The organism is Colwellia psychrerythraea 34H (genome assembly GCF_000012325.1).
Classification (GTDB): domain Bacteria; phylum Pseudomonadota; class Gammaproteobacteria; order Enterobacterales; family Alteromonadaceae; genus Colwellia; species Colwellia psychrerythraea_A.
The window spans coordinates 1,011,387-1,037,888 of record NC_003910.7 but is presented as its reverse complement, the minus strand read 5'-3'; the positions used below and the strand labels follow the sequence as shown (position 1 = coordinate 1,037,888).

Annotated in this window: 21 protein-coding genes; 4 read left to right on the top strand and 17 right to left on the bottom strand. The window is 37.1% G+C overall.

What is annotated here, in order from left to right; genetic code table 11:
* Window positions 1-127: 127 nt before the first annotated feature.
* The 7 genes from CPS_RS04520 to CPS_RS04490 all read right to left on the bottom strand — a co-directional run bounded on the left by CPS_RS04520 (window position 128) and on the right by CPS_RS04490 (window position 7,909).
* Window positions 128-898 carry a response regulator transcription factor gene (locus CPS_RS04520; RefSeq protein WP_011041858.1) on the bottom strand — a complete coding sequence of 257 codons (771 nt, stop codon included), beginning with the start codon at window positions 896-898 and terminating at the stop codon, window positions 128-130.
* A gap of 116 nt (window positions 899-1,014) precedes the next feature.
* Complete coding sequence (locus CPS_RS04515) at window positions 1,015-2,133, bottom strand: ABC transporter ATP-binding protein (protein ID WP_011041857.1); 1,119 nt, start codon at window positions 2,131-2,133, stop codon at window positions 1,015-1,017.
* A complete protein-coding gene (locus CPS_RS04510; RefSeq protein ID WP_238383588.1) occupies window positions 2,130-3,692 on the bottom strand; it encodes an ABC transporter permease in 1,563 nt (520 codons plus the stop codon). The genes CPS_RS04515 and CPS_RS04510 overlap by 4 nt, the downstream gene beginning before the upstream one ends.
* A 62-nt stretch (window positions 3,693-3,754) precedes the next feature.
* The gene (locus CPS_RS04505; protein ID WP_081428694.1) at window positions 3,755-4,765 is read right to left on the bottom strand and encodes an extracellular solute-binding protein; all 1,011 of its coding nucleotides are present in this window, start codon (window positions 4,763-4,765) and stop codon (window positions 3,755-3,757) included.
* A 101-nt stretch (window positions 4,766-4,866) separates the two neighbouring features.
* Window positions 4,867-5,736: a sulfite exporter TauE/SafE family protein gene (locus CPS_RS04500; RefSeq protein ID WP_041737332.1), complete on the bottom strand. Its 870-nt coding sequence runs from the start codon at window positions 5,734-5,736 to the stop codon at window positions 4,867-4,869.
* 51 nt (window positions 5,737-5,787) lie between these two features.
* Window positions 5,788-6,303, bottom strand: coding sequence for a YcxB family protein (locus tag CPS_RS04495; protein WP_011041853.1), 516 nt, complete (start codon window positions 6,301-6,303; stop codon window positions 5,788-5,790).
* A gap of 145 nt (window positions 6,304-6,448) precedes the next feature.
* Window positions 6,449-7,909 (bottom strand): HDOD domain-containing protein, encoded by a 1,461-nt coding sequence (locus CPS_RS04490; RefSeq protein WP_011041852.1) that lies wholly within the window; start codon window positions 7,907-7,909, stop codon window positions 6,449-6,451.
* 265 nt (window positions 7,910-8,174) lie between these two features.
* Between CPS_RS04490 and nagB the strand changes: the two genes are divergently transcribed.
* On the top strand, window positions 8,175-8,981 hold the full coding sequence (gene nagB / locus CPS_RS04485; protein WP_011041851.1) for a glucosamine-6-phosphate deaminase: 807 nt from the start codon (window positions 8,175-8,177) through the stop codon (window positions 8,979-8,981).
* Window positions 8,982-9,101: 120 nt separating this feature from the next.
* Here the strand turns inward: nagB and panP are convergent, their stop codons facing one another.
* From panP to CPS_RS04455, 6 genes are all read right to left on the bottom strand, one after another.
* The gene (panP, locus tag CPS_RS04480) at window positions 9,102-10,733 is read right to left on the bottom strand and encodes a pyridoxal-dependent aspartate 1-decarboxylase PanP (protein WP_011041850.1); all 1,632 of its coding nucleotides are present in this window, start codon (window positions 10,731-10,733) and stop codon (window positions 9,102-9,104) included.
* Window positions 10,734-11,201: 468 nt separating this feature from the next.
* Entirely contained in the window at window positions 11,202-11,957 is a 756-nt protein-coding gene (gene trmB / locus CPS_RS04475) for a tRNA (guanine(46)-N(7))-methyltransferase TrmB (RefSeq protein WP_011041849.1), read from the bottom strand.
* A gap of 1 nt (window position 11,958) precedes the next feature.
* Entirely contained in the window at window positions 11,959-12,723 is a 765-nt protein-coding gene (locus tag CPS_RS04470; protein ID WP_011041848.1) for an ABC transporter permease, read from the bottom strand.
* Window positions 12,724-13,704 (bottom strand): ABC transporter ATP-binding protein, encoded by a 981-nt coding sequence (locus tag CPS_RS04465; RefSeq protein WP_011041847.1) that lies wholly within the window; start codon window positions 13,702-13,704, stop codon window positions 12,724-12,726.
* A gap of 545 nt (window positions 13,705-14,249) precedes the next feature.
* Entirely contained in the window at window positions 14,250-14,480 is a 231-nt protein-coding gene (locus CPS_RS04460; protein WP_041736669.1) for a hypothetical protein, read from the bottom strand.
* A gap of 77 nt (window positions 14,481-14,557) precedes the next feature.
* Window positions 14,558-14,956 carry a hypothetical protein gene (locus CPS_RS04455; RefSeq protein ID WP_011041844.1) on the bottom strand — a complete coding sequence of 133 codons (399 nt, stop codon included), beginning with the start codon at window positions 14,954-14,956 and terminating at the stop codon, window positions 14,558-14,560.
* A 474-nt stretch (window positions 14,957-15,430) separates the two neighbouring features.
* On the opposite strand from CPS_RS04455, the gene CPS_RS04450 reads away from it, so the two are divergent.
* Entirely contained in the window at window positions 15,431-15,799 is a 369-nt protein-coding gene (locus CPS_RS04450) for a hypothetical protein (RefSeq protein ID WP_011041843.1), read from the top strand.
* Window positions 15,800-15,801: 2 nt separating this feature from the next.
* On the opposite strand, the gene CPS_RS04445 is transcribed toward CPS_RS04450, so the two are convergent.
* Complete coding sequence (locus CPS_RS04445; RefSeq protein WP_011041842.1) at window positions 15,802-18,492, bottom strand: serine/threonine-protein kinase; 2,691 nt, start codon at window positions 18,490-18,492, stop codon at window positions 15,802-15,804.
* Window positions 18,485-19,498, bottom strand: a complete 1,014-nt coding sequence (locus CPS_RS04440) for an FHA domain-containing protein (protein WP_011041841.1) — start codon at window positions 19,496-19,498, stop codon at window positions 18,485-18,487. Before CPS_RS04440 ends, CPS_RS04445 begins: the two co-directional genes overlap by 8 nt.
* 516 nt (window positions 19,499-20,014) lie before the next feature.
* On the opposite strand from CPS_RS04440, the gene CPS_RS04435 reads away from it, so the two are divergent.
* On the top strand, window positions 20,015-20,887 hold the full coding sequence (locus CPS_RS04435) for a lysophospholipid acyltransferase family protein (RefSeq protein ID WP_011041840.1): 873 nt from the start codon (window positions 20,015-20,017) through the stop codon (window positions 20,885-20,887).
* Window positions 20,888-21,059: 172 nt separating this feature from the next.
* Here the strand turns inward: CPS_RS04435 and pulA are convergent, their stop codons facing one another.
* Both pulA and CPS_RS04425 read right to left on the bottom strand, forming a co-directional pair.
* The gene (gene pulA, locus CPS_RS04430) at window positions 21,060-24,056 is read right to left on the bottom strand and encodes a pullulanase-type alpha-1,6-glucosidase (protein ID WP_011041839.1); all 2,997 of its coding nucleotides are present in this window, start codon (window positions 24,054-24,056) and stop codon (window positions 21,060-21,062) included.
* 108 nt (window positions 24,057-24,164) lie between these two features.
* Complete coding sequence (locus CPS_RS04425; RefSeq protein ID WP_011041838.1) at window positions 24,165-25,106, bottom strand: LysR family transcriptional regulator; 942 nt, start codon at window positions 25,104-25,106, stop codon at window positions 24,165-24,167.
* A gap of 228 nt (window positions 25,107-25,334) precedes the next feature.
* Here CPS_RS04425 and CPS_RS04420 point away from each other — a divergent pair, with 228 nt between their 5' ends.
* Window positions 25,335-26,270 (top strand): TlpA family protein disulfide reductase, encoded by a 936-nt coding sequence (locus tag CPS_RS04420; protein WP_011041837.1) that lies wholly within the window; start codon window positions 25,335-25,337, stop codon window positions 26,268-26,270.
* Window positions 26,271-26,502: the final 232 nt, after the last annotated feature.

Here is a 26,502-nt window from a genome sequence, read left to right as displayed (position 1 = left end):
TATGGGCGAGTATACAGAAAAAACAAAAATAGGGTAAAGCTATTATTTATTTATCTTAGGAAATGACTAAGGGTGGCACAATAGTCCAATACGAGCACGTTATTGAACTATTGTGTAAAAGGTTAAACTAAGAGGCTATATTGTTAAACATGTATCCTTGACCCCAAACTGTCTCTATCTGATTATTCTTCATACCAGCTATAGTCAGTTTTTCACGTAGTTGTGACATTCTGACATCCAGAGTACGCTCTACGCCATTGTATACTCTTCGAAGCAAGGTGCTATAGAGTTGATCTCGGGATAAGATCTTTCCTTGGTGTTCAACTAAAGACTTCAATAAATTAAACTCAAAGGTTGTTAACTTCACTACTTCGCCATTAATAAAGCATTTTTGTGATTTAGGCTGTAGACAAACATCCCCCATAGTTAAACTCGCTAATTCAACTTGGTTTATTTTATGACGTTGACGACGAAATAAAGCCTCAATTCGCATCATCAGTATTCGACTATCAATCGGCTTAAGTAAGTAATCATCGACACCTAACTTAAAGGCTTCAACTTGCTCTTTTTCACTGTTTTTGCTTGAGACAATCACAAGTAGACCATCAAATAAGGCGCGAAGATCTCGTATTATTAATAACTGTGCACTATCAGAAAACCCAACATCTAGCACTATCATGCTTGGTCGATGATCTACTAAGTAGCTTTTCAGCTCTTGACTGAGGACTTCACCTGTACGCATTTTTGTAGTGTGGTAAACGGATTGTTCCCCATTAACTAAAAAGGCTTTACTGAGATATTGATCATTCTCAATCAACAGTAACTTTTGTTGTATTTGATTATCATTCTTAGTTTCAAGTGGTTGTATATTTTCAACAAGCTCAATACTTGATGCCATGACAGACTCCTTAAAATTAAATAATTTTGATTTGATAATTAAATTATAAAAGAAAATAACAAAGAGACTGTAATAGCTTGTTATGAAACTGTAACACCTTGCAATGGCCGTAATTGTTAGAGATTAGTTACTTTATTAAAAAATAAAAAGTCATGAGGCTTAATGCTAACAACCACTTTTTGCTTGAATGATAGAGCAACATCACTGTATAAACTAAGCTTAGAAAAGGCCAAGTGTTTATCTTTAACAAGGCAGTCTAAACTGCTCAAATAATAATGATATCCCTGCTCGGTAACACTAATGTATTCAACTTGTGCATTAGCAATATTATGTTCATCCTCTTCAACATTGAGCTGTAATTGAGAGGATTTGACCAGTAAATAAACTAGGCTTGTTTGCTTATCTCTCTGATTATCTACAGTAAATTCACCTAATAAGCTCTGCGCACTTACTGAATTAACTTGGCAAGGAAGCCAACTACCAAGCTGTAAAAAGTCAGCTACCTGATAACTATTCGGTTGCTGGCAAACAATACTAGGCGCATCAAGTTGTAATAATATTCCTTGCGCCATTACGGCCATTTTGTCAGCAAAGGTGAAGACTTCGTCTTTATTATGGGTTACAAAAATAGCAGTCATCTTAAACTGCTTTAATAGTTGTCTTATTTCTAGCATCAATTCATTTCTAAGACGAGCATCGATATTTGAAAAAGGTTCATCAAGTAAAAGTAACTTAGGTTTTGGTGCTAAAGCTCTCGCAATGGCTACACGCTGTTGCTGACCACCAGAGAGCTGATGAATATAACTATCACGGTAATCGTTTAGCTTTAATAGGGTAAGTAAGTGGTCAATTTGTTCAACTTGCTCAGCTTTACTCTGCTTGCTTAGTCCAAAGGCGATATTTTGTTTTACGGTTAAGTGAGGAAATAACGCATAATCTTGGAATATCATGCCGACTTGACGCTGCTCTGCTGGAACGCTGTGCTCACCATCACTAAGCAAATTACCATCAATAATTATTTTGCCTTTACTTGGTTTACTAAAACCAGCGATAGCATTAAGCAAAGTTGTTTTCCCGCAACCACTTGCGCCAACAAGGCCTAAAATATCCCCTTCATTAAGACTTAAATCCAACGTTGATAAAACCACTTTATCTTGTAGTGAAATAGAAAGTTGTTGGATAGATAATAGAGTAATGGGCTCGATAGATGGCTGAGTAGTTAATAACGCGGTCATACTTTTTCCTTACTCTTATTCAGTAGCACTATAGGTAATAAGCCGAACAGCACAATGAGGATTGCCCCTAAAGCGCCTTGCTCTAACACTTCATCAGAAATGAGCTGATAAATTTGACTACTTAACGTTTCAAAATTAAAAGGCCGTAATAATAATACTGCCGGTAATTCTTTCATTGCTTCCACAAAAACTAATAACCATGCCACCAATATTGCTGGCGTTAAAATAGGTAAATGTACTTTAGTTAAACTTCCTCTTAAATTAACGCCTAACGTGGCAGGTGCGTAATCTAATGATCGAGGAATTTGCTTTATACCGCTCGTAATGGTGCCATTAGCAATCGCAGAAAAACGTACTACCAGTGCGAATACAATAGCAAACAAAGAGCCTGATAAGATTAGCCCTGGCGCGCCAAACCCTATAAATTCAGCCGCATCGTTAATCCAGTGGTCTAGGGGGCCTAATGTTGACAACATCGCCATAGCCAAAACAGTGCCAGGTACGGCATAACCAAAGCCTGATATCAGTTGTGGCACTTGACGATACTTATCATTATGTAAACGCTGATACAAACCTAGTGATAAAGCAATAACAACTGCAATTGTCGCAGCAAATACCGACACCTTCAGTGAATTGATACCGGTAGATAATAAAGCAGATAATTGCGCAAAATCACTGTATTGCACTGCCATAATGATCAATAAGGTTATCGGTAATAAGAAACCTAAAATGACCAGTGCCCAGCAAAAAATGCTGGCAATAAGTTGTTGGCTAAAAGACAACTGTATCAGTTCTCGTTTTGAGTTAGGTCTTGCACTTTGATGACGTAACCCTGCCCTACTTCGTTGTTCTGCTAACACAACAAATAATACCAATAACATTAAAATACTGGCTAAAGCATTGGCTGCACCGAGGTCGCCATAACCAAGCCAAGTATCATAAATAGCAGTCGTTAGCGTGTTAACAGAGAAGTATTGTACGGTAGCAAAATCGGCTAAGGTTTCCATTAAAACAAGACTCGCCGAAACAGCAATCGCTGGTCTTGCCAAAGGGAGAGCAACTTTAAAGAAACTTTGTTTGGCAGTTAGGCCAAGTAATCGACTTGCGCGAATTAAGTTTTGATCTTGTTGCTCAAAAGCGCCACGCGTTAGCATGTAAATATAGGGAAATAACACCAGTGCCAGCATTAAAGCAGCACCGGGTAAGGTACGAATATCAAAAAACCAATAATCGTTTGGCGATTGCCAATCAAACCAGCCTCTTAAGGCACGCTGAACAGGGCCTGCATAATCAAATAAGTCGGTATAAAGATAAGCGACTAAATACGCCGGCATAGCTAAAGGTAAGAGTAACAACCAACGAAGTTGCTGCTTAAATACAATGTTGGTTTGCGTAATGATTGCAGCACTAAACACGCCAAAAACTAACGCCAATAACACCACCCAAAAGGCAAGTAATAAGGTGTTTTCAAGATAACTTGGTAGCACTGTTTGCCATAAATGAACAAACAGCTGCGTTGAAGCACTAACGCCACCGACTAGCATAACCACTACTGGCACTATCAATACCAGTGCAATTATATAGCTAGATAACTTCCATGTTCTGCTGTTATACAGTGCGATCACAAATCAAACTGTGCTTGATCTAATAGCTTTAATGCTGTTTTACGGTTTTTAGCAATATCTTCTAACGGTAACGCATCTGCTTTATAACTACCCCAAGAAGCAACCAGCTTTGATACTGCAACACCTTCACGAACAGGATATTCCATATTTGTTTGTGCATATAACGCTTGTGCAGGTTTAGAGACTAGAAATTCCATTAACGCTTGAGCATTCTTCGCATTAGGAGCATATTTAGCCATAGCAACGCCTGAGATATTAATATGGGCCCCGCGATTTTTTTGGTTAGGGAAATTAATGTACACTTCATCAGCCCATACTTTTTGCTTTTCATCTTTTAGCATTTTTCCAAAGTAGTAACTATTACCTAATGAAATATCACACAACTTTTGATGGATCGCTTGTACTTGGCCACGATCACTGCCCTGAGGTTTACGTGCTAAATTATTCTTAACTTTTTTAAGCCAATCTAACGTATAAGCTTCGCCATGTTCACTGATCATCGAAGCCACTAAGGCAACGTTATATGGGTGTTTACCGCTACGTGTACAAATACGACCTTTATATTTTTCATTCGCTAAGTCTTCATAATTTATATCAATTTTTCCCAAACGCTTCGCTGAATATATATTACGAACCCGCGTAGTTAAGGCAAACCAAGTATTATCTTGTGCTTGGTATTGTTTAGGGATTGAATTACTTAATACTGGAGAGTTAACTGCTTGAACTAAGTCTTTATCGCGTAATTCAATCAAACGACTAATATCTGTGGTGAGTAGTATATCGGCAGGGCTATATTTACCTTCACGCGCTAAGCGTTCAGCCATACCCTTTTTAGCAAAAACTACATTCACTTTAATACCAGTTTGCTCAGTAAATTGGGTAAATAAAGGTTCTACAAGAAAAGGTTGTCTGTAAGAGTAAACATTAACTTCGTCACTTGCACTGGCGCTAAAATTTGCCATAAAAAATAGTGCAATAAACAAGGTAGTAAACGATTTCGTCAACATGAGTTGTGTCTCAATAAAAGATTATGAGCTAATTGTACTAGGACAACAACAATTGTCAACGCATATACGAATCACTCTCATTAAGCTTTATTTATTGCAATTTAAATTAAACCCACCACACCACTTAACAGTAACCAACAAGCAAAAAATAATTTCAACTTAATTGCCGATAAATGGGTTACTAAGGTTTTAGCAAATATGCCTCCTAGAACTGCCCCTGGACCTGCGAATAAAACAACTTGCCAATAAACGTCGCTGTTTACTTGTGCAATCGCCGTCCAAACACTGATTGCGGAAACGATTACAGCAGCAGCTACTGCCATACTAATATCAAAATGTCGTAACAATAGGTAAATAACTAATAACTCACCAACTCCAACACTTAACCAAGCGGTAACAGCACCACCAAACAAACCAATAAGTATCAGAAAAATATAGTCGACATAATATAATTGGCTGCGCTCACGATGCGGTTGCAGCAAATAAATAGTCAATACAATGAAGAAACCCAACAGCAATGAAAACCAGCTAAAACTAGTATGCAAAGTAGCAGGTGAATTTACTTGGTAGAAAAATACAGCATTGAGACCGATTATCGAAGCGATAGTGGTCACACAGATAATACGTTTAAAACCTTGCCATAAACGTAGGTCAGTTTTCTCAGTTCTATAATGGTGCCACCATGTAACAGCACCTGCGGTCATACCAAAACATTGGATAGCAAAGCTTGTGGCAATTGATTGTTGCTCAGTAAAGTTAAGCTGGGTAAACATGGGAATAAACACCACACCACCACCAGCCCCAGTTGAGTTGGCAAAAATAGCACCTAAAGTGCCTAAAAAGGTAAAGAATATATAATCCGCTAATTGGCTCAACGTATGGTTAGAGCTCAATAGTAAACTGACCCATAAGATTAAAAACAACATTATAAACTTAGGGTTTGATAACCGCATAAATGCTTGTTTAGTCATATCAGCCACAGGTGTTTTTACTTTGAATTAATGTATTTTACTCGCATTGACCTAAGCGACAGTAGGATTTTTTTGTCCTATAAAAGCGGTAGCGTCATCCGATAAACAACTTTTAGAGATATAGCTTTTACTGGCAATATCTTTGCCCATTGCTGTTTTACCTAAGCTAAAGTAAATCAAAAATCCTAGATCAGTTTCTGTAACGCGAGTGACATCAGCCCACAAAATACGGTTATTTATATGGAATGACTCTGTCAAAATACCTTGTTCATCAATGGTCAGTTTTACTTCACTATGGGAAGCCTTACTAAGCATCTGCCTAATCACCCACCAAGGTTTATGATAATAAACACTAATTGTTTCGAGAAGTCCTAAAGCAATGACGAACCAAGCCGCGTAAGGGTTCACAGGTGTAGCCAACAAAATGATCAAACCGAAGACAGTTAAAACGTTGGCTTTAAAGTACGTTTTTTTATCATGTGATAAGGTACTCGATTGAGTGTAGCATTCGCTATAGTGGGCTTTATCTAAAGTGAAACTGGCTGTATATGAACTAGATTGGGTCATTAGGAATTTTGGCACAGACGTGCATTAACAAATTTAATTATCGTTAGTTTATCAGAAGACGTGCTAAAACGAGTAACTAATTGTATCAACACTTACAAACCTATTAACTTCATATTGCTCTGATAAAAGATTATAGAATAAAAATTTAACTGTACTTTATCATGGTTAAACACATGTTAAGGTGATCTATAAAGGCACATATTTGTTGGAAATCTTGTGTCTCTATCTTTTGATCTGGACTGAGTAATTGCAAACATATCACGCCTATTGCTTTACCGCCTATTTTTACAGGAACAAAAGCTATAGCGCCTTCCACAATTACCTCACTGATCTCTTCGGTGACTAAATCTCGCCAACGAATTTCTTGATGGTCATTGATTAACGCTGCTGTATCCGTACTAATCACTCTAGCAATAACATTATCACTGTGCTTGATATCAATATTAATTTTACTAGCATCGTCTTGAGCATTTTTATTAACAACTAACCGTGATTTAACTCGAGCTCTATCATCTACTAGCATTAAAAAAGAACTACGGTCAAAGGCAAAGGTAAGGGCTAAACTTTCCAGTGTTAATTGTAAATATTCATTAAAGTCCTTACTGTTTTGAATTAACTTTGTTAGCTTCATAAAACCATTTAGTAACGCTTTATCCTTACTGACAACCTCTCTAGTATCAAAGTCCCCTCCAAGGGATTTAAAGTCTTCGGCGGTTGGTAAACTGTTAATTCGCTCTGTTAATATTTCAGCACCATAAGATGACAGTAACTTCTCAGCCTGCTCGCGCGTATGCTCAATTCTTACCGTTAATTGCCTTACTGAGATACCCACTATATAGGCTATTTCTTTAAGCAATTTATGATAGTCTTCCTCACAGCCTTCTGGTTTTGCGATAATAGCGCTGAGTTTGTCAGCAAAGTAAATAACTTTCACTTCATCAGTACGCGTGGTTGGTTGGTCGAGAGCCTTGATTAATAAATCACTCAAGTTCCAAGTACCAGCAAGCCCTTTACTCAATTCGCTAAAATTAGTACCCATTTCTTTCCGACAATATTGATTAAAATCTTGTGGTGACTTGGCTTCATAATTTGCCAGTTTTTTAGCTACATCACCACCAGCGCTCCAAAATGCACTTTCACCTATACGATACAACATAGCTGCAAGGTATACTTCCTCTTGTATCTCCTCACTATAATTAGGCACCATCATTTTAGCTAACATACCAGCATAAAATGAATTAGCCATAAGTTGGGTCAACTGTTCATAAACATTAATATCAAGGCTTTTCGAGGCTAATAAACTAGAGACTAACTTTGCTGTTAAGCAAATGTTCTTAACGGATTGAATACCAAGAACTACAGATGCGCGAGAGACGGTGGTGACTTTGTTAATACTAATGTGTTGAATATTATTAGCGACTTTAAGCAAGCATGAAGAGAGCCCTTGATCGTGCAAAATCGCTTCACTTAATTTTGGTAGCGATGACTTATCATCGTTAGAAAATTTATCTAACATCCTAGCAGTGGAAGTTATAGCAGGTAATTCGCTATTGGCTATAAGATCAATCCATTGCGTTGTTGTTTGAGGATGTTGGTGATTTGTCATAGGCCATCATTTTGTTTATTTTGGAAGTAATTTTACTATGCGCTCAATAAACCATTAAGTCTAAATATTTAGTAAAAGAAAGCTATTATTTATATATAGTTAAGTGAATATAGCTGGTTATAGATAATTATCTATATACAAAAGCAATAATTGACAGCGCTGTCATTATTTAATAAGGTTATATAATATATATCATGCTAACAAGCTTATCACTGTGAATATAAGCTTACAGTGCAATTTATTTTCATTTTTTTAAGGAAAAAACATGCAAGTTATTATTTTTGATAATGCACAACAAGTTGCCGAAAATGCTGCAGAATGGGTAGCAGAACTAATCAATAAAAAATCCAACCCTGTCTTAGGTTTAGCAACAGGCAGTACGCCAATTAGCCTTTATCAAGAATTGGTTAACAAGTATAAAGCTGGTGAGCTTAGTTTTAGCAACACCACAAGTTTCAATTTAGACGAATACTTAGGTATTAATGAAAAAAATCAACAAAGCTATCGTCATTTTATGAATGAAAATTTATTCAATCATGTAGATATTAATAAATTGAAGACATTTTTACCTACTTGTAATCAAGGTGAGAATCCTAGAGAACAAGGCTTAGATTACGAAGATAAAATTGCGCAAGCTGGTGGTATAGATTTACAAATATTAGGTATAGGCGCCAATGGTCATATCGGCTTCAATGAACCTACTTCAAGTCTAGCTTCTCGTACTCGTATTAAAACACTAACTCAACAAACACTTAATGATAACAGTCGTTTATTTGCTGCTGATGAGTTTCAACCAACATTAGCCATGACTATGGGTATTGCTACCATTTTAGATGCTAGATATGTACTGCTTATGGCAACGGGTAAAAGTAAAGCAAAAGCAGTAAAAGAGATGGTTACAGGCCCGTTATCAGCAGTTTGTCCCGCATCATCTTTACAACTACATGAAAATGCCATTGTACTACTTGATAAAGAAGCAGCAAGCGAGTTGGAAGATCATGAATATTACGTTTGGGCAGATAAGCAAAACGTGAAGATAAATCAAGAGTTTGGCTTATACCATAACTATTAAAAAGTGATGGCGATGATGTACAAAATTTTAGCCACAGTCTTCAAAAAGGTTCAAGTTAACTAATATAACTTGAGCCTTTTATCTGGGATAAACCTTATCGAAGGGAATCAATTAGTCATTTTATTTTGCTGCTTGTAACAACTCAGGTAAAAATTGCTCACTTTCCTGTGCAAGCTGACATTGCTCCTGCAATATACCTTGCAAAATTTCTTTAGTAGTTAGTGGGTTTGCTAACACAACTCTAAAAACGATAACTTTTTCACCACCATATCGACTTACTTCAATGCGAGTTCGTGAGACAAAAGAGCGCCCATCTTCACGTTGACGCTTTTGAATAAACTTGGTCAATTTACCGAGCAACATGTTCACCGACTTATTAGCTTCATCATCATTTCGAGCTAATAGAGCCTGAACTGACTTAGGTGCATAGCGATACGTTAATAGACACAATTCAGGGCGAGTAATTAGTTCAAAATCATCATGCTGGTGAATAATATCTGCAAAATACTCTGCTTTTTCAATGGCCTGATTAATAAGCATTTCATAACCTGGTCGGCTAATAATATGCAAGCTCGAATACACTAACATCGCCATTCCCGGGCGAGAGCCTTCTAAAGTATGACTACCTAAATCTTTTGAGCCTTTACGTAATATATATTCCGCATGATGCTCAATCGCACTTACCGAGGCAGGATCTTTAAAAATAACCAAACCTGCCCCCATAGGCACATACATCTGTTTGTGTGCGTCAATGGTCACTGAGTCAGCTTGTTCGATGCCTTTAAGCAAAGGACGATATTTGTTCGACAATAATGTTGCTCCGCCCCAAGCAGCATCAACATGAAAATGACATTGATTTTGCTGGGCTATCTCAGCAATTTTATCAAGTGGATCAATATTACCGGTTTCAGTTGTACCGGCCACGCCAACAATTGCCAGTACTTTGATATTTTGTGCTGCCAGTTGCTGACATTTATCCGCCAGCTTCTGGCAATCTATTTTATTATGTTCATCGGTAGGTATCGCAATAACATTTTCTTGGCCGATACCTAAAATATCAGCCGATTTTTTCAATGAGTAATGACCACGATCGGACACTAAAATAGCTAAGTCTTGATAGCCATAATGCCTCATAGCACGATGTAAGCCCTCGCGAGCCACGCCCCTAAAATCACCATCAGCCTTTAACAGCTTATTACGTGCTACCCACAAGGCGGTAATATTAGCGACAGTACCACCTGAACAAAAGGCGCCAAGGGAATGTTCAGCACTGTGCATCCAGTTTTTGTAAAAGACATCATCGTGTTGATAAACCAAGTTGTGCATCATGCCTAAAACTTGGCGCTCTAATGGCGTAAAAGCTTTTGATGTTTCAACTTTAACTAAGTTTTGATTTAAACCCACCATCAACTTAGACAGAGGTAAAATAAAAGAAGGCAATGCTGAGGTCATATGACCGATAAAACTAGGACTTGAAGTATGTACTGACTGCGCGACTAATTTATCGAGCAAATGGTGCATGTGATCAGAAACAAATTCAGGCTGCTCGGGAATACGAGCATTAATGAAATCTTGCTCAATATCAGTTAGGGCATTTTTGCTAGCAACAATGTGATTATTTAAAAAACCCACTAAATTTTGCGACATCTCTTGCTCAAGACGTCCTAAGGTAGAATCAGGAGCTTCAGCAATGGTAAAAATTCGATGTAAAGACTCTTGCGTTGCTTCTGCAATGCGCTTAGTTGCTTTCATAGTTATTCACTTTACTTCAATATACTCACCTGCTTGGCCAACATCAGTTGTGCGCACACGCAAGGTTTTATAATTATTGGCTATTTGTAACCGAGACGAAAAACAAACTTTAATAAAAAATAGCGCAAAAGTCTCGTGATTTCGTCACCAAAACCACAATCTTTGCTATCGCTCTAGGGCGTATTGAGTTTTTATGGTTGATTCTTGTTCGAATTAAATGGTTTATACTCGCGGCGCAAGGCATGTAACATAGTAATTCTATGTAAATTCCTCGCAACAAAGAGTAAGAATCATTTAAACGAATCCAAAGGGCAGTGTTTATTAACCATTTTTACTACGTTATCGCCTATTCGAGTAACGCTACATGGATGTAGCTTACTAGACAATGCAGGAGCATATTGTCCTAAATAACTACACAACATAAGCTCCGCCGTTGTATAAAAGTCTAATAAACAACTGCAAGACCAATCAATAAAGTTCAACACGTCCTAATATTAATTGCCAACAAATTTGATCGCTGGCTTGATATTTTGCTTCGAATGGCGTTAATGCTAACGAAGAGTCAACCACTGGCAAAGCGTCAATTTGACCGCGTAAATCGACCAATTTAGCCGCTTGTTGAAATTCAGCTAAATAAATACGCCAATTGCTACGCAAAATAAGCTGCTGACCGATACTGGTCATTTGTGGGAAAACGGCACTACCATGCCAACGGCGTTGTAAGTGTTTAGACTTTGGCCAAGGATTAGGATATAAAATGTAGTGTTTTGATACTGGCCAATCAGCAGCTTTAACTAATCGATAAAAATCATTCAAGTCTGCGCGCACTAAATGATAGTTTTCGGCACTAAAACCATCATCAACATCGAAACCTTCAACATTACGATTAATTCTATGATCTGACTTATCCACACCAATCACTAACGCTTGTGGGTTTTGCTTGGCTAAAATACGTGTACTTTGACCAACACCACAACACGCATCCAAGATAATCTCTCCCTCAGGATTTACCACTAGAAAGGCATTCACCAATGCATCCATTTGTGCAAAGGCTTCTTTAGTATGTGCTTGATAAGGCTTTTGGGAAGCATGAGTTAGGTGTCTTTTCACCACTTCATCAAGCTTTTCGTGAATACCTTCTTGATTACTAATAATCGCCTTAGAATCACCCAATGATGTTTGAGTATCAATAGTATTTATACTCGTTGTCGTATTAGCTGCCATGTTAGCTTCTTAGTCCTATACCTTTAGAGATAAGTACCATCGCAATGGTAAATAAAGTAACAATAAAGAAACCAATTACTGCAAAAGCGGTAACTAGACTCACATCAGATATGCCTAAAAAACCGTATCTAAAAGCATTAACCATATACACAATAGGATTAATTTGAGAAACGCCCTGCCAAAATTCAGGTAATAAACTAATCGAATAAAACACGCCGCCAAGGTAAGTCAATGGCGTTAAAATAAAGGTAGGTATAATTGAAATATCATCAAAACTGCCAGCAAAAATTGCGTTAATTAACCCACCTAAAGCGAAGGTTGCCGACGTTAACGTTACCGTAGCGATTATCACCCAAATATTGTGCAGTTGAATATCAACAAAAAGTAATGAAACTATGGTAACAATTAAGCCAACTAAAATACCGCGACACATTCCGCCGCCAACATAGCCAGCCACAATCACCCAATTTGGCACAGGTGCTACTAACATTTCCTCTACATTTCGCTGCCACTTGGCACTAAAAAACGACGAGGCCACGTTAGAATACGAGTTAGTAATAACACTCATCATAATCAAGCCTGGCACAATAAACGACATATAATCAAAGCCGCCCATTTCACCAATACGCGAACCAATCAATGAGCCAAAAATAACAAAATACAAGCTAATAGTTATAGCGGGTGGTACTAAGGTTTGCACCCAAATACGGGTAAAACGTTGGATTTCTTTCGTTAAAATACTTTTTAACGCAATAGAGTTATTCATTTAGTTTGCTCCAACGACAGCACTTAGCTGGTCAGTTTGAGTAGTACTCGGTTTTTTATTTATCAAGTTGACAAACAAAGCCTCTAAGCGGTTACTTTTATTACGCATACTCAGCACTTCAATATCAGCAGCGTTTAATTGTTCAAAAATTTGATTAAGGTTTTGCGATTTTTTTAAATCGACTTCCAAGGTATGGTCATCAATAATTCGATAAGCGACAGATTGTGATTGCTCGGCAAATTGCTCTAATTTACTTAGCGTTATATTCGCTTGAAGATCAAACACAAAAGTTTCAACATCCAGTTGTGCTAATAATTTTTTCATACTGGTATCTTCAACAATCTCACCACCATCAATGATAGCAATATTGCGACAAAGCATTTCAGCTTCTTCTAAATAGTGCGTGGTAAGAATAATGGTAATACCTTGCTCATTTAACTCTTTTAGAAAGTTCCACATTGAACGGCGCACTTCAATATCAACACCTGCGGTAGGTTCATCTAAAATCAACATTTGTGGTTCATGCATTAACGCGCGCGCAATCATTAAACGACGCTTCATACCACCAGAGAGTGCACGAGCGGGTTCATCACGCTTGTCCCATAATTCTAGCTGCTTTAAGTATTTTTCTGCACGCTGTATCGCGATAGGTTTACTTACGCCGTAATAGCCTGCTTGATTGACTAAAATATTAACCAAGGGCTCAAACTGACTAAAGTTGAATTCTTGCGGCACTAGTCCAATAAAACTTTTAGCTTTTTCTAAATCGGTATCAATGTCGTAACCAAAGACTTTTACTTGACCACCCGTTTTATTAACCAATGAAGTTATCACGCCGATAGAAGTAGACTTACCTGCACCATTAGGACCAAGCAAGGCAAAAAAGTCGCCCTGCTTTACGGTTAAATCTATGCCTTTTAACGCTTGAAAACCGCCTTTATAGGTCTTTTCAAGTGCGCTAATTTCTAGTGCGTATGTCATGTTAGCTGCCAATCAAAATAAGGATGGAGTATAAATATGGAGTCGAACAACTCATTTTCAATAGCAAGGTTATGATATTTATAGTCGTTACTATTCAAAATGTAAGAATTTCGTGAGAATTTAATTTTTTTCTTCTGCTGATATTACCAATAATACCATTTACATTAATTTAGTGATCAAAATTCAATGAGGATAAATCTTCAAGTTCAAGGCGCGTGATTGAGCAATAGCTGGCTATTGGGATTGAGCGCAATGCAGAAGTGTAGATATAGACCATTTGAAGATGGGCAATTACTTAATGTAATTGGTATAACTTAAAAAAAGGGAATTAACTTCGCTGTAGTATTATATAGCATTGAAAGCGAAGAATTTAAGAAGTATTTATTAGCTCCTGATTCAGTAGAGGGTGTAATTTTGATAAGCACTATGATTACCTAAAAAATAAAAAGGGCAATCAGTGTTAACTAGTTACCCTTATCATGTGTAAATTATCGATTAGCTAAAGCGTGATGAAAACATGAAAAGACAAGGGGTATATACCCCTTCTATTCTCCTTTACGGAGTGGGAGCGCTTGGTCTTGTTCTAAATGGTTCAGGTGGCATAACATATTAATAAAATTCTGCGCCTCTGTTAAACTACCAAAACGACCGATAGCATCCTCATCAGGATCAACTACCTCATAAGAAATTCTTATTACGTTATCATTTCCATCTAATACATCAACTTGAACCAAATTGAAACCAGACTTACTTAAGAGAGTTTTTCTATTTTTCATACGCAACTCCAGTTGCAAAACTCGGTACAAAAAGTAGTCCGTCCCCTTCAGTATGAGCAACTATTTCAAAAATGATGTTAGTTTTTGATGAATGAATTAACGCCATCGCTATACCCTAGAGCAAAAGCTTGATGAACACTCTTTTGATCGCCACCATCACTTACTGGCGCATCACCAAGACTTTCAATATCCAAACTAATAAATTGTTGTAACAGAGAACCCTGCTCGAACCCTGAGTTATACGCGCATTGACAACACTTATTTGCTCCCTTAGCATGCAATTGATGCGGAGCTAAATTTGTAAGCAAACTTTCGTCTACTTGCCTTACATGAGGTTGGCTGCATGGCGCTGAATTATTCTTATTCACTATCTTTAATCCACGAGTGCCTTTAGTTTTTTCTGAATCTGAAACAGCATCAGCCTCAAGGTTTAAGCCCCGATTTGAATCTAAGTTTAGTGATAATATTGCATGCATTATTTTGCCTTCCCAACTCTAAAAGTATCAGTGTTTTCAAAGAAACTTGTTATTTTTTAGCCTCAATTAACTATCCCACATTTAAATGTCAAAGAACATTACACGCCATTACAAAAACGATGACATTGATGAAATATTGAGTAAAACAAATGAATTTTTTAGGTAGGTTGTGCAATAAAAATGACACTACATTACGAAAATAAAATATTGATAATTTTAATACCAAATTATTGACAAAAAAATAAAAATACAATAAGCAACCATTTAACAGTAACTTATTAGAGGGGAAAATAGTGAAAAAGCAAATATATAGCAGTATTAAATAGACTGTAATTGGCTGTCATGGTTTAAGGCGCACCTAGTCTATAAATTTGTACCCAGCTTTGAAGGGAACTAAATCCTTCTTCACATAAATTACTTTTACATGAACTACATACTTCACACATATATCACAAAAATTAAATAGGAAATGTCATGAACAAATATATTAAAGTTTTATCTATGGTACTAGCGCTAACGAGCAGTGTTTATTTACCTAGCGCTATTGCAGCGAGCACTACTAGTTCTACCGAGATGTTAATCACGCTTGCAGAGACTGACCCAGTGTTAGTTGACCGATTAAATGACATTGCCTTAAATGATCCAAAACTACTCAAGAAAATATTAAAATTGGCTGGTTCAGACGCTACTCAGTTAGAAAGATTATTAAATCTACTTGAGAACGACCCTGAAACTTTTGATAAATTAGTAACCATCAAAGATGCTGAAACAACCCAAGAATTAACAGTAGAAGAACCTATGTATTCAACATTTGGAATTGACGATGGTGATATAATGCAATAAAGCTAAGTTCTACAACGTTTTTGATTATTATACTTCACCATTAAGAGCTCAAACTCTTTGTCATCACACAAACTATCAAACCAAGGAAGGTTGAACCAAACTGAGCCAACTTTATTTGCTAAGGCCTTATTAACTTCAAATATTGCAGAAACCCTTTCACCTAAAACACTATAAACAAGAGCAGATGTATATGCGACTTCGCCATTATCTGGCGCAAGGTGCTTTGCCTTATTTAAAGCTTCTATAGCTAAGTTTTGCTGATTTAACTGGAGCTGTGCTTGAGCTATATCCAGCCAATATCTATATTTATTATTATCAACTGGAGCATCAATCACCTTCTTATAATTAAAGTTTGATGATTTTACTCTTCCTAAAATGAACTCAATATCTGCCAGATTTAATCGTCTAATTCTATTTTTCGGACTCAAATCCACAGCTTTTTTTGCATATATTAAAGATTTTTTATATTGTTTATTTAATGCATAAGCCAAACTTAAGTTGGTTAAATCTCTACCATTACTTAAAGCAGCTACTATTTTTTCATAGGCTGTAATCGCTAACTCAAGTTTTCCTTGCAGTAACCAAATATTGGCTTGCAATTGTTGTGCTTTATAGTTACCAGGGATAATTTCAAGCATTTTATTTAGCGCATCTTCAGCTTTGGATAAATCCCCCATACGCCAGTAACTAAAGGCTAGATTATAAAGTAACGTGGTACTGGGCCTTAAAACAAGTGCCTCTTCAAAAGTATCTGCCGCCTTTTGATATTGACCTTTAGAAAAAAACAAAATTGCATTGAGTTCACTTAAGACAAAACTACTTGCTCCTTTATTTTTCGCTTCTATTATTTGTTGCTGCGCTGTATCAAGCTCTTTGATTTTATACGCTACAAAAAAGCTATCAATAGCATGGTAAACACTATAACGATATTCAGGTGGGGAGTTTTGTAGAACTAACTCAAGTCGTTTAAGGTGAATTTCATCACGGCTATCTGTGTATAGGTTTGAAGCAGTTTCGCGGAATAAACCATAAGCCGCATACAAATAAGGCGAACGTGTTAACAACGTCTCTAATTTAGTTAAGCTTTCGACACTATATTCGCCTTGTCCTTTAATCTGACTGTAAAGTTCTATATAGTTCCGGTAGTCATTTTCATTAATAGGGCGTTGTACTAAACCCGATTGATTGACTTCTGATTCTTCAGGAAAAAGCGAGGCAAACTGTGTTTGGCTGGTGCTAAAAATTGCATTAAATTTATCTACCGGTGCTAACCAGTTTTTTTCAGATTTTACCGATAAATTGTCGCTGCTATTGTCATTAACAACCAAGCGTGAAAAGCTCACTTTACAGCGACTATTATCGCACTCAAGTGTAGTTGAAATAATATCTGATGCACCTACCGCCTGCCTTAGCTTATTCAAATCATCTGGATATTCTTTGGTAATAGCATTCACTTCACGTTGCGAGATCAAATACATATTCTTGGTATTTATTACCGCTTGTCGCAGCGCATCTTCCACTGCTGAAATAACTAAATCTTGCTGCATTGGTGCCATTAATGAGCTATCGGCCAGTGTCGGTTTTAAAATAACCACTTGTTTAGTTTCAACTTCTTGCGTGTTGTAAAAGCCAACGAATAAAATCATCACCAGGCACAGTAAAGCTATGCTAGCGACAGTTTTATAGTTTTGCTTAAACCATGACGCTTGTAGGTTGTCAGCTGGCTGAACTATTTGAGTATTTTGGGAAAGCAGTGTTGTATGAACAGCTTGAGTGTACTGACCAGTATCATCACCAGCTATGTTAGCTGAACCAGAAGACAAGGGCATTGTCGCTTGTTCACTTATTTCGGCTTGCAATAGCGCCGTTCTAATATGCTTTAAACGATTCTCGATAGCTTCAGCGGTTAATGTTCGTTGCTCAAGCGGTTTAACTAACATTTCCATTAACAAATCAGTTAACGCACTGGGCGCATTCAGCATTAAATTTTTCGCGTGTTCCGGTGTATGTTCACAAATTCTTTTAGCAACGTCTGTCGCAGAACCACCATTATTACCGTAAGCAAAAGGATGGCTACCCACCATTAATTGATAAGCAATAATACCGAATGAAAAGATATCACTACGATAATCTACCGCCTGCAGCTTTATTTGCTCTGGTGACATAAAAAGTAAACTTCCAAACTGCAGCGGATTGTTACTTGCTGTCTGTTCACTATTTTGGCTTTCATTACTCGCCAATAAAGCAATGCCAAAGTCAGTGATTTTTAACTGCCCTTGGTCATTCACTAGTATATTACTAGGCTTTAAATCACAATGAATTACACCATTTTTATGTGCAGCAGCTAATCCTGCAGAAAGTTGCTGTAATAAATCTAGTTTCTGTACCAGAGTGGTATAGGCTTCCTGTTGAAACTGAGTCAGCGTTTTACTGTTGAAATACTCCATAACCAAGGAGATATGATCACCTTCATCATGGACATTATAAATTTGAATAATATTAGAATGGTTCACACGTGCTAATAAACGTGCTTCTTTGAGGGCGTGATTAACCTCATCATCTTTAGGCTGGTAGGTTAATTCTTTAATGGCAACTTGTCGTTGTAATTGATTATCTTGGGCTAGGTAAACTTTACCCATACCACCTTCACCCAACAATCGTTCACGGCTGTAATGAGGTAACTTGTTATCCATGTAATACCGTAAGAGATACTTTATCTTGTCCGCGATTTACGATCAGTTCATTACCTTTATATATACGATAAAAAACGCCAGCAAAGCGTATCTTCTTACCTTTACGCTCAATTAACTCATCACCATCGCAAGCACCATCAAACATGTCTCTAAATTGCTGTTTAGCGCGACAAACATGTGTATTGAATAATGTGATGTCACATCCTAACTCTTTAGTTAGTGTTTCTGGTAAACGCCAGCCTTGGTTATCGGCATCGATACCTTGTTTAGCATCTTCATCACGATGTCTCGCTAAGCTCAATGTTAAGTAATGATGTGCTTTATTAGCTAAACAAAATTTTTCATCATCCGTTGTTACCGTTAATTCGGTATTTTCTTCATCTAGACTTAAGTTAAAACGATACTTTATTTGATCAACCGATAGTTTAGCTTTAGCCATTAATACGGTATTTTCAGTTAAAGGGATTAATTTAAGTTGCCACTTTTGATTATTGAAAAATAATAAATCTGAATTGGCGACAGGGTAAGCACTGCCGTCTGTATCAATAAGGAATTCTTTATACCACTGATCTTTACTTGGTACATAAAATAAAGCGATCTCAGGATTCTGCTCCGAAGGAAGTAAATTACCATCAGTCAAAACAATTGGAGATTCAGTAACACAATCACCCGGTTGGGCAATGGGCAGTAACATATTTTGCGGTGGTCTCAGATCTTGTATCTCAAAGCCATGACTTTCACCTGAAGCAAAAAATATTTTATCTCCAACCTTAAGTTTATGTGGGTTATCTTTGACTAATTTTTGATTGTTTACCCAAGTACCATTATTACTTAAATCTCGAATAAGCCATTGGTTATTATTCCATTCAACAACCGCGTGAATGCGAGAGACTTCTTGAGCATTAATGACAGTATCAACATTAGTTGGTGAACGACCAAAACAATGACAAGCATTTAAATAACTTAACGCTTCGTTTTTATTATTTAGATTTAAAATAGCAGCCATATGATTATCATTGATACATTAAGTAATTACGGAGATGCAAAATATGCATAGGTAATATGATTGTATATAAATACAAGAGACTCTTCTAGTGGGATGATAAGTTATATTCTGACGGGAAAAGTATGCTGTAAAGCTACTATTTACTAATATTCACCTAAAATACAATAGATTAGCCTAAAACATATAATTACTAGGCAATAAACGGAAACAAATTGAAATAAAAAACAGGTTAAAACACTTGGTAAGTAACGAGTAAATTGCTCAAACCACTTGTTTTAAACATTATAGCAATAAAAAAAAGGTGATTTTTCTTATAAAAAACTAGCTAAGCGATTGTTATTATTAATAACAGCATGCACTAGCGTAGGCTTCCTAATACAACTTTAAAACAGTCATTTAAATTTAGTTATTATTATTAGCAGTTAAGCGAACAAAATTAATACCTACATCAATATTTTTGACTACTTTCCTGTTACAATTGCGCCATCTCAGTAGTAACTTTATATTGACTTTATCATGGCTAAAAAAGAACTCACCATAAGAGAAAAAACCATCTTTGACGGTATTTTCACAAAATATTTCTTAAAATTTATCTTCACTCTGTGGTTTAAACTTGCGGGATGGAAACTTTGTAAAATCGCACCTGAAGGTGCTGGTGTTGCGATTGCTGCACCACATACCTCAAATTGGGATTTTGTTTACGCCCTAGGTGCCGCTATTTTACAAGATGTAAAAATTTACTTTTCGGTAAAAGACAGTTTATGCCGAGTACCCGTATTAGGTACTTGGATGATGTATTTAGGCGCGATACCTATTAATCGCTCTGCAAAAGGCGTAGGTCAAGTTGAGCAGATAAAACAATTTATCAATAGCCAAAAATTAAACCGGGTATTTTTCCTATTTACTCCTGAAGGCACGCGTGGCCCAGTACCTAAATGGAAATCGGGCTTTTACCATGTGGCTCAAGGCTGCAACTTACCTATTTTTTTAGCCAAGGTTGATTACTTAAGCAAAGAAGCAGGAGTTTTTCACACCTTTAAATTAACGGAAGATAGAAGTAGTGACATAAAAGCAATTCAAGCTTCTTATGAAAGCATTCAAGGCAAGTTTCCATTAGATCAATATCCTGCATACAAAGGCCAAATGCCAAAAATATCTGAAGCTGAAGCCAAGATAATTAAAGCGTTGTATTCTTTTAAAGGCGTAGCCACTAAGCTTGAAATTACCACCAAAGCAAAATTAGGTGAGTTATCAACGACTATGCTGGACTACTTAATTGATAAGGGCTTGTTAGAAAAAAATATGGATAGTGATAAAAATGGCGAGCCTAGTTATCAATTGACCTTTGCAGGTCGTGGTTGTTTCTTACATTTATCACCAAGCGTTTAATTAACTCCTATTAACGCTAAGCTTAAAAGAGCTATACCCTAAGTATTAATTAACTGAATCTATCGTTAAATAACAAAGGCCTCGTTTATCCACTTCACATGGAATAAACGGGGCCTTTTCGTTTTATTCACACCTAGGTCGTTTCCCTATAGATAAATAAAGCTTAACTCGCTTATTTACTGTCAGGTTTTACAAATACTACGCTGGATAATGGCGGAACAATAAAACCTTTTACCGTTACTTTACTTTGTTTAACCACTTCATCACTTCCCCTTTTCTGGATCGGGTGTAATTGATATCCGTGAGTGCTAGTAGAATCAAAGTCCTCTTTAAAGTTATAGTTAAATGTCTGTGTTTTATCACTGATATTAAAGATAACCAGTAAACTTTGATATTTACTGTCTACAGCTTCACCTTGCGTATCATCGATTTTCATCACTAATAAGCCAGTTTGCTGCGCTGAGATACTGCCGCCTTGCTTTAATGCCCCAGCATTAAGAAAACTTACTTTATCAATAATGCTCTGTTCGGTGGTCAACCTAAATAATGGACTACTCATACGAATTGCCAACATATCGATAAATGCATTACTGCTTCGCTGAATTTGCTCAGCGTTGACCTGATCACGACCTTGGTGCCCGGCAAGTACTTCTTTTATTAACGGCCAGTTGTCTTTATCTTTTTCAGCTGGTGGTAGCCCAACATTGTAGAAGTTATCCTGCTTGGAAAAATCAACTCGATTGAACCAGTCACCATAGTCATAACTGTCTCTAAGAAATGACTTAGAGCGCATAAACTCTGAGCCCATGTGAATAAAAGGGATACCTTGAGCGAATAAAGCGAAAGACAAACTTTGTAGATGCATTCTCACTCTATCTTCTGTTGACACATCAAATGGTAAGCGGTATTGGCTGTTATCCCAAAGTGTTTGATTATCATGCTTGGAAACATAGTTGATGGTATCTGCGGGATCTAAGGCATAACCTGTTGGCTGATCGCCATAAGGGATATCTTTGCCTAATACTTTTTCGCCATTACTTTCACCTTTGAGAGTTCTTAAAGGAAAGTTAATTAAATTCCCTGCTAAGCCAATTCGCAACTGGTCCATACGTAAGGCATAGTCAGCCTGAATCATTGTTTGGTCTTGGCTTTCATTTGGCTGTTTATTATTGGGAAAGGTTAACAGACCATTACCTACGCCCTGGGAGTCTCGGGTATTATTGCCGCCACCACGAACAGCATCACGCAATCTATCTGAAAAAGTCCCTATTTCGCTACCACCTAGTTCTAACTGACTGGCTTGAATAAATTGACTATTACTCGCTACTTCACCAAAGTTCCAGCCTTCACCGTAAAAGTAAGTATCATTGTCTACTAGGCGCACTGCTTCTCTGGCAGTCAACATTGCATCTTTTGGCTGATGTCCCATTAAATCGAAGCGAAAACCATCAATTTTATAATCACGAGCCCAGACAACTAATGAATCTGTCATTAGTTTTGCCATCATTACACGCTCTGTCGCGGTATTATCACAACAAGTCGATTGCTCAATGTCCCCAGTTAATGGATCCAGACGGTGGTAATAGGTGGGCACAATTTTATCTAATACTGAATTAGGCTCTAATCCTGCTTGGTGAGTGTGGTTATAAACTACATCCATAATCACCCTGAAACCCATAGCATGTAGGCTTTGAACCATTTCTCTAAATTCAACTAAGCGTGATACACCTTTAGCATCAACAGCATAACTACCTTCTGGCACAGTATAATGAAAAGGATCGTAACCCCAATTGTAGTTATCGACTTCACGTAACTCGCTCACCAATTGCTGTGTTTGCTCTCCTGCAACCTCATAGCTCTGTAATAATGACTTTATTGACTGTTTTTCATCGTAAGGTTGCTGACATAGGCTGATATTTTTTGTAATGGCACAAACTTTACCCAAACTATCATCTATATCAAGGTGTTTACTGTCATCTTCATTGACCGTCGCTATATCAAAAGTAGGTAATAAATGAATGTTATTTAATCCTGCAATTTGCAGCGCTTTTAAATGTTGAATGCCATCAGAGTTTTTCTCGCTAAAGGCTTTGTATTTGCCTTTAAAGCCAGAGTCACTAAGTTGCTGTTCGTTAGCACTAAAGTCACGGATATGGGTTTCATAAAAAACATTATCTTCGACATTTTTCACGGTAGGTATTTGCTGAGTAAGCCAGTCTTTTGGTTGAGTAACGGCGTCATTTAAATCAACAACCTGTGAATACTCACTATTAACAGACAAGCTTAAGGAATAGGGGTCAGTAACGGATAAGGATTCAATTTTTTTTGATGCAGGATGATAAACATTAACTTGATACTTATAATAAGCGTAACTCGCTTGGCTATCTGACAATACCTGCCAAACTCCCGTACTGCTATCTTCTACCATCTCAAGCTTACCATCTGACAGAGCTTGTAAGTTATCATCAAAAAGCTGTATAGAAACAGCTTGTGCTGTTGGTGCCCATAACTTAAAACTAACAGCAGTGCTGACACCCTCGACTTCTTGGTTGCTAATAATTGTTGCGCCTAAATCAGTCACTTCATCAGCGTCATTTTTGCCCTGAGTATAAAGTGCATCAATAACGCCGCCGATTTGCACATAAGCAACTTCTTTGGCTTGCTTACTTGTTTTAAGGGCAGGTTCAACGGTTGTATCAATAGTCGCATCGATGGCAACCACCATAACTTGTTGTTTTAACCAACGCTTGCTTTGATCTGGTGTTAATTGCAGTTCAAATGCTTGAAAGTCAGCTAAATGTGGAAACTTTGTAGCCAGTTTTTCAGGAAAATTAACGGGCATTAAATCAATGCTACTAAAACCGACTGAATTTTTGCTTAATAGTTGGTATTGAAATTTATTAACTGATTTGGGCAGTACCAATATATTGGTGCTTAACCAATGAGCCGAGCTATCACTAGGTAAGTTATCTAAGTCGCTTACTTTAAAGGCACTTGCCGTAATAGTTTTGCTTTTGGCCGCGATATCAACGCCTTGATTATCTAACTGAGAAGATTGAGTCGATTTACTTGTTTCCCCACAAGCACTAACTAATAAACTGGCAGAAAGCGCAATATAAACTGCACGGTTAAGGCTTGAAATAGAGTGAAAGAAAGAAGGTGTTTTCATAATAAACGAGTCGTTAAAATTGTTATGGATAATAACTTACGCGTTCAGAGATCAGATAAATACTAGTTTTCCCATCTTACATACGTATTCAAGCTCAAGACGATTTTACTAACTAGAATTAATTGAGGTATCCAGCCAAGTCTTCGATGGTGTCTCCCCTATTTCTTTAAGGTAATCTTTAACAAACTCGATAAATACCTGTGTGCGTCTGGGAAGATCTTTTCGTTTAGGATAAACAATAAATACCCCTGAACTGGGAAATTCATCAAGTATTGCTACAACCTTCATTTTGCCAGCAACGACTAAAGCCTTAGCATTAAAATGCGGCATAAGGCTAAGACCCAAACCTTCAGCACACATTTGAGCCATTGTTTCACCATCATCAACAATGGTTACCTTTTTCGGTTCAATATCAATGTGACAACCTTGATAGCTAAAGTTTATCGGCATAGTCTTACCTGTTTGCTTAAAACGGAATAACACCCAAGGCAAAGCAACAAGTCCTTCATTCGAAATATCAACCTTTCGAGTCGCCAGTAAATCACTGCTGGCACATATCACAAATGCCATTGGTGACAACTTTTGTGCCACCAAACGGCTATCGTTTAAAGTCCCACTTCGAATAGAAACATCAACAGCATCACTGATCATATCAACATATTGATCATTAAAACTGACCTCTAACTCTATATCAGGATAAGCCTTTTTAAATCGACTCAACATCGGCAGCATATACACACGTCCATACGATACCGGTAAATTAATTTTAAGCGCACCACTGTAACTATTATTGGCTGATTTTAGCTCGTGTTCACACGATTCAAGTTGTTGATAGAGAGAGCCCACAGTATCAGCATATTTCTGCCCTGCAGAAGTCAAACTTAATTGCCGAGTAGAGCGATAAAGCAATTGCAAACCAAGCTGTTCTTCTAATCTTTTAATCGCTTTACTAACAGTCGATGGGTCTGTTGCATGCTTTTTAGCTGTTGCAGAAAAGCTACCCGTTTCAATAGTCGACATAAACAAAGCAATAGTTTTAAATTTATCCATAGTGATCTTATTAATAAATCGATTAATGAATTATATTCACTAATATAATTCATTATCAGCACTTCTGATAATAATAATTTGACGTAAACTAAGTTTCATTGAACAACTATCTATCAAAATTTATTAATATTTCAACAAATTACCTGTAAAAAGTTAGCTTTAAACCATTACCTATAAATAAGTCACCTTTAACTATCTACCTAACACCACATTGCCAAGGGATCCCTTATGTTCATGCTCAAACGCCTGTTATTGTCCATCACTCTCACATTATTTATCAGCACAATTTCTTTAGTGTACGCCAGTAATCTATCGAAACAGTTATTAACGATTCCAATGACCCTAACCACAAGAGAAGTCGTTACCTTGGAGCAATATCAAGGAAAAAAACCGGTCTATTTAAAGTTTTGGGCTACCTGGTGTAAACCATGTATCAAACAAATGCCGCACTTTGAAAAAATTAACCAGCAACATGGTGATGATTTAGCTGTCATCGCCATTAATTTAGGCATAAATGATAATTTGGCAGCCGTACAAAAAGTACAGCAAGAATTTAATTTATCGATGCCGATGGTTATCGATACCAAAGGTGATTTAGCGCAAGCGTTTAGATTGCTTGGCACGCCGTATCACTTATTATTTGATAAACAAATGAACTTAGTTCACCTCGGCCACAAAGCCGATTCGGTACTTGATAACAAAATTGCCCTTATCAGTGCCACCAAGGAGTTAGATTTACTTGCTGACACTGCCATTGCCGAAACTGAAAAACCGTTGGATTTAGGACTGGATGACAGTAAAACGCACGCTTTTTTATTTACTGCTACTTGGTGTGATTGGTATTTTAAAGACTCTCGCCCCACTGCATCACAGCAATGTATATCAGCACAAAATTCAGTCAATAACTTAACTAAAAAATTCGACAAGTTCGCATGGCAAGGGATTATTTCAAGACTTTGGACTGGCCCCTCTGAATTAGCTAATTACACCAAGAAATACCAGGTAAAACATCCCATTGCAATTGACGTTAGCAATAGCATGTTTCATCAGTATGGCATTAAAGAATTTCCGAGTTTAGTGGTGGTAAAAAACGGTGAAGTTATATTAAAAACCTCTGACTTCTCTAAACCCGAATCTTTAGCAAAACAATTATCTAAGTTGTAAATAAGATAAGTACTCGCAAAGATGGAGGTATTCCCAATCAAACTGTAGATTTATTGAGTAATAATCTGATTACTCGACGAGTCTACATACCCAACCTTTAGCCAACCTTTCAAAATAGTTTTAAGATAAAATATACATTTTCTCCTAGATTATGGCTGACATTGGCGAGACCCTACAGCTACTTTTCGATCACCTCTGTACCTGACATTAATTTCACAATTTCTATGTATAA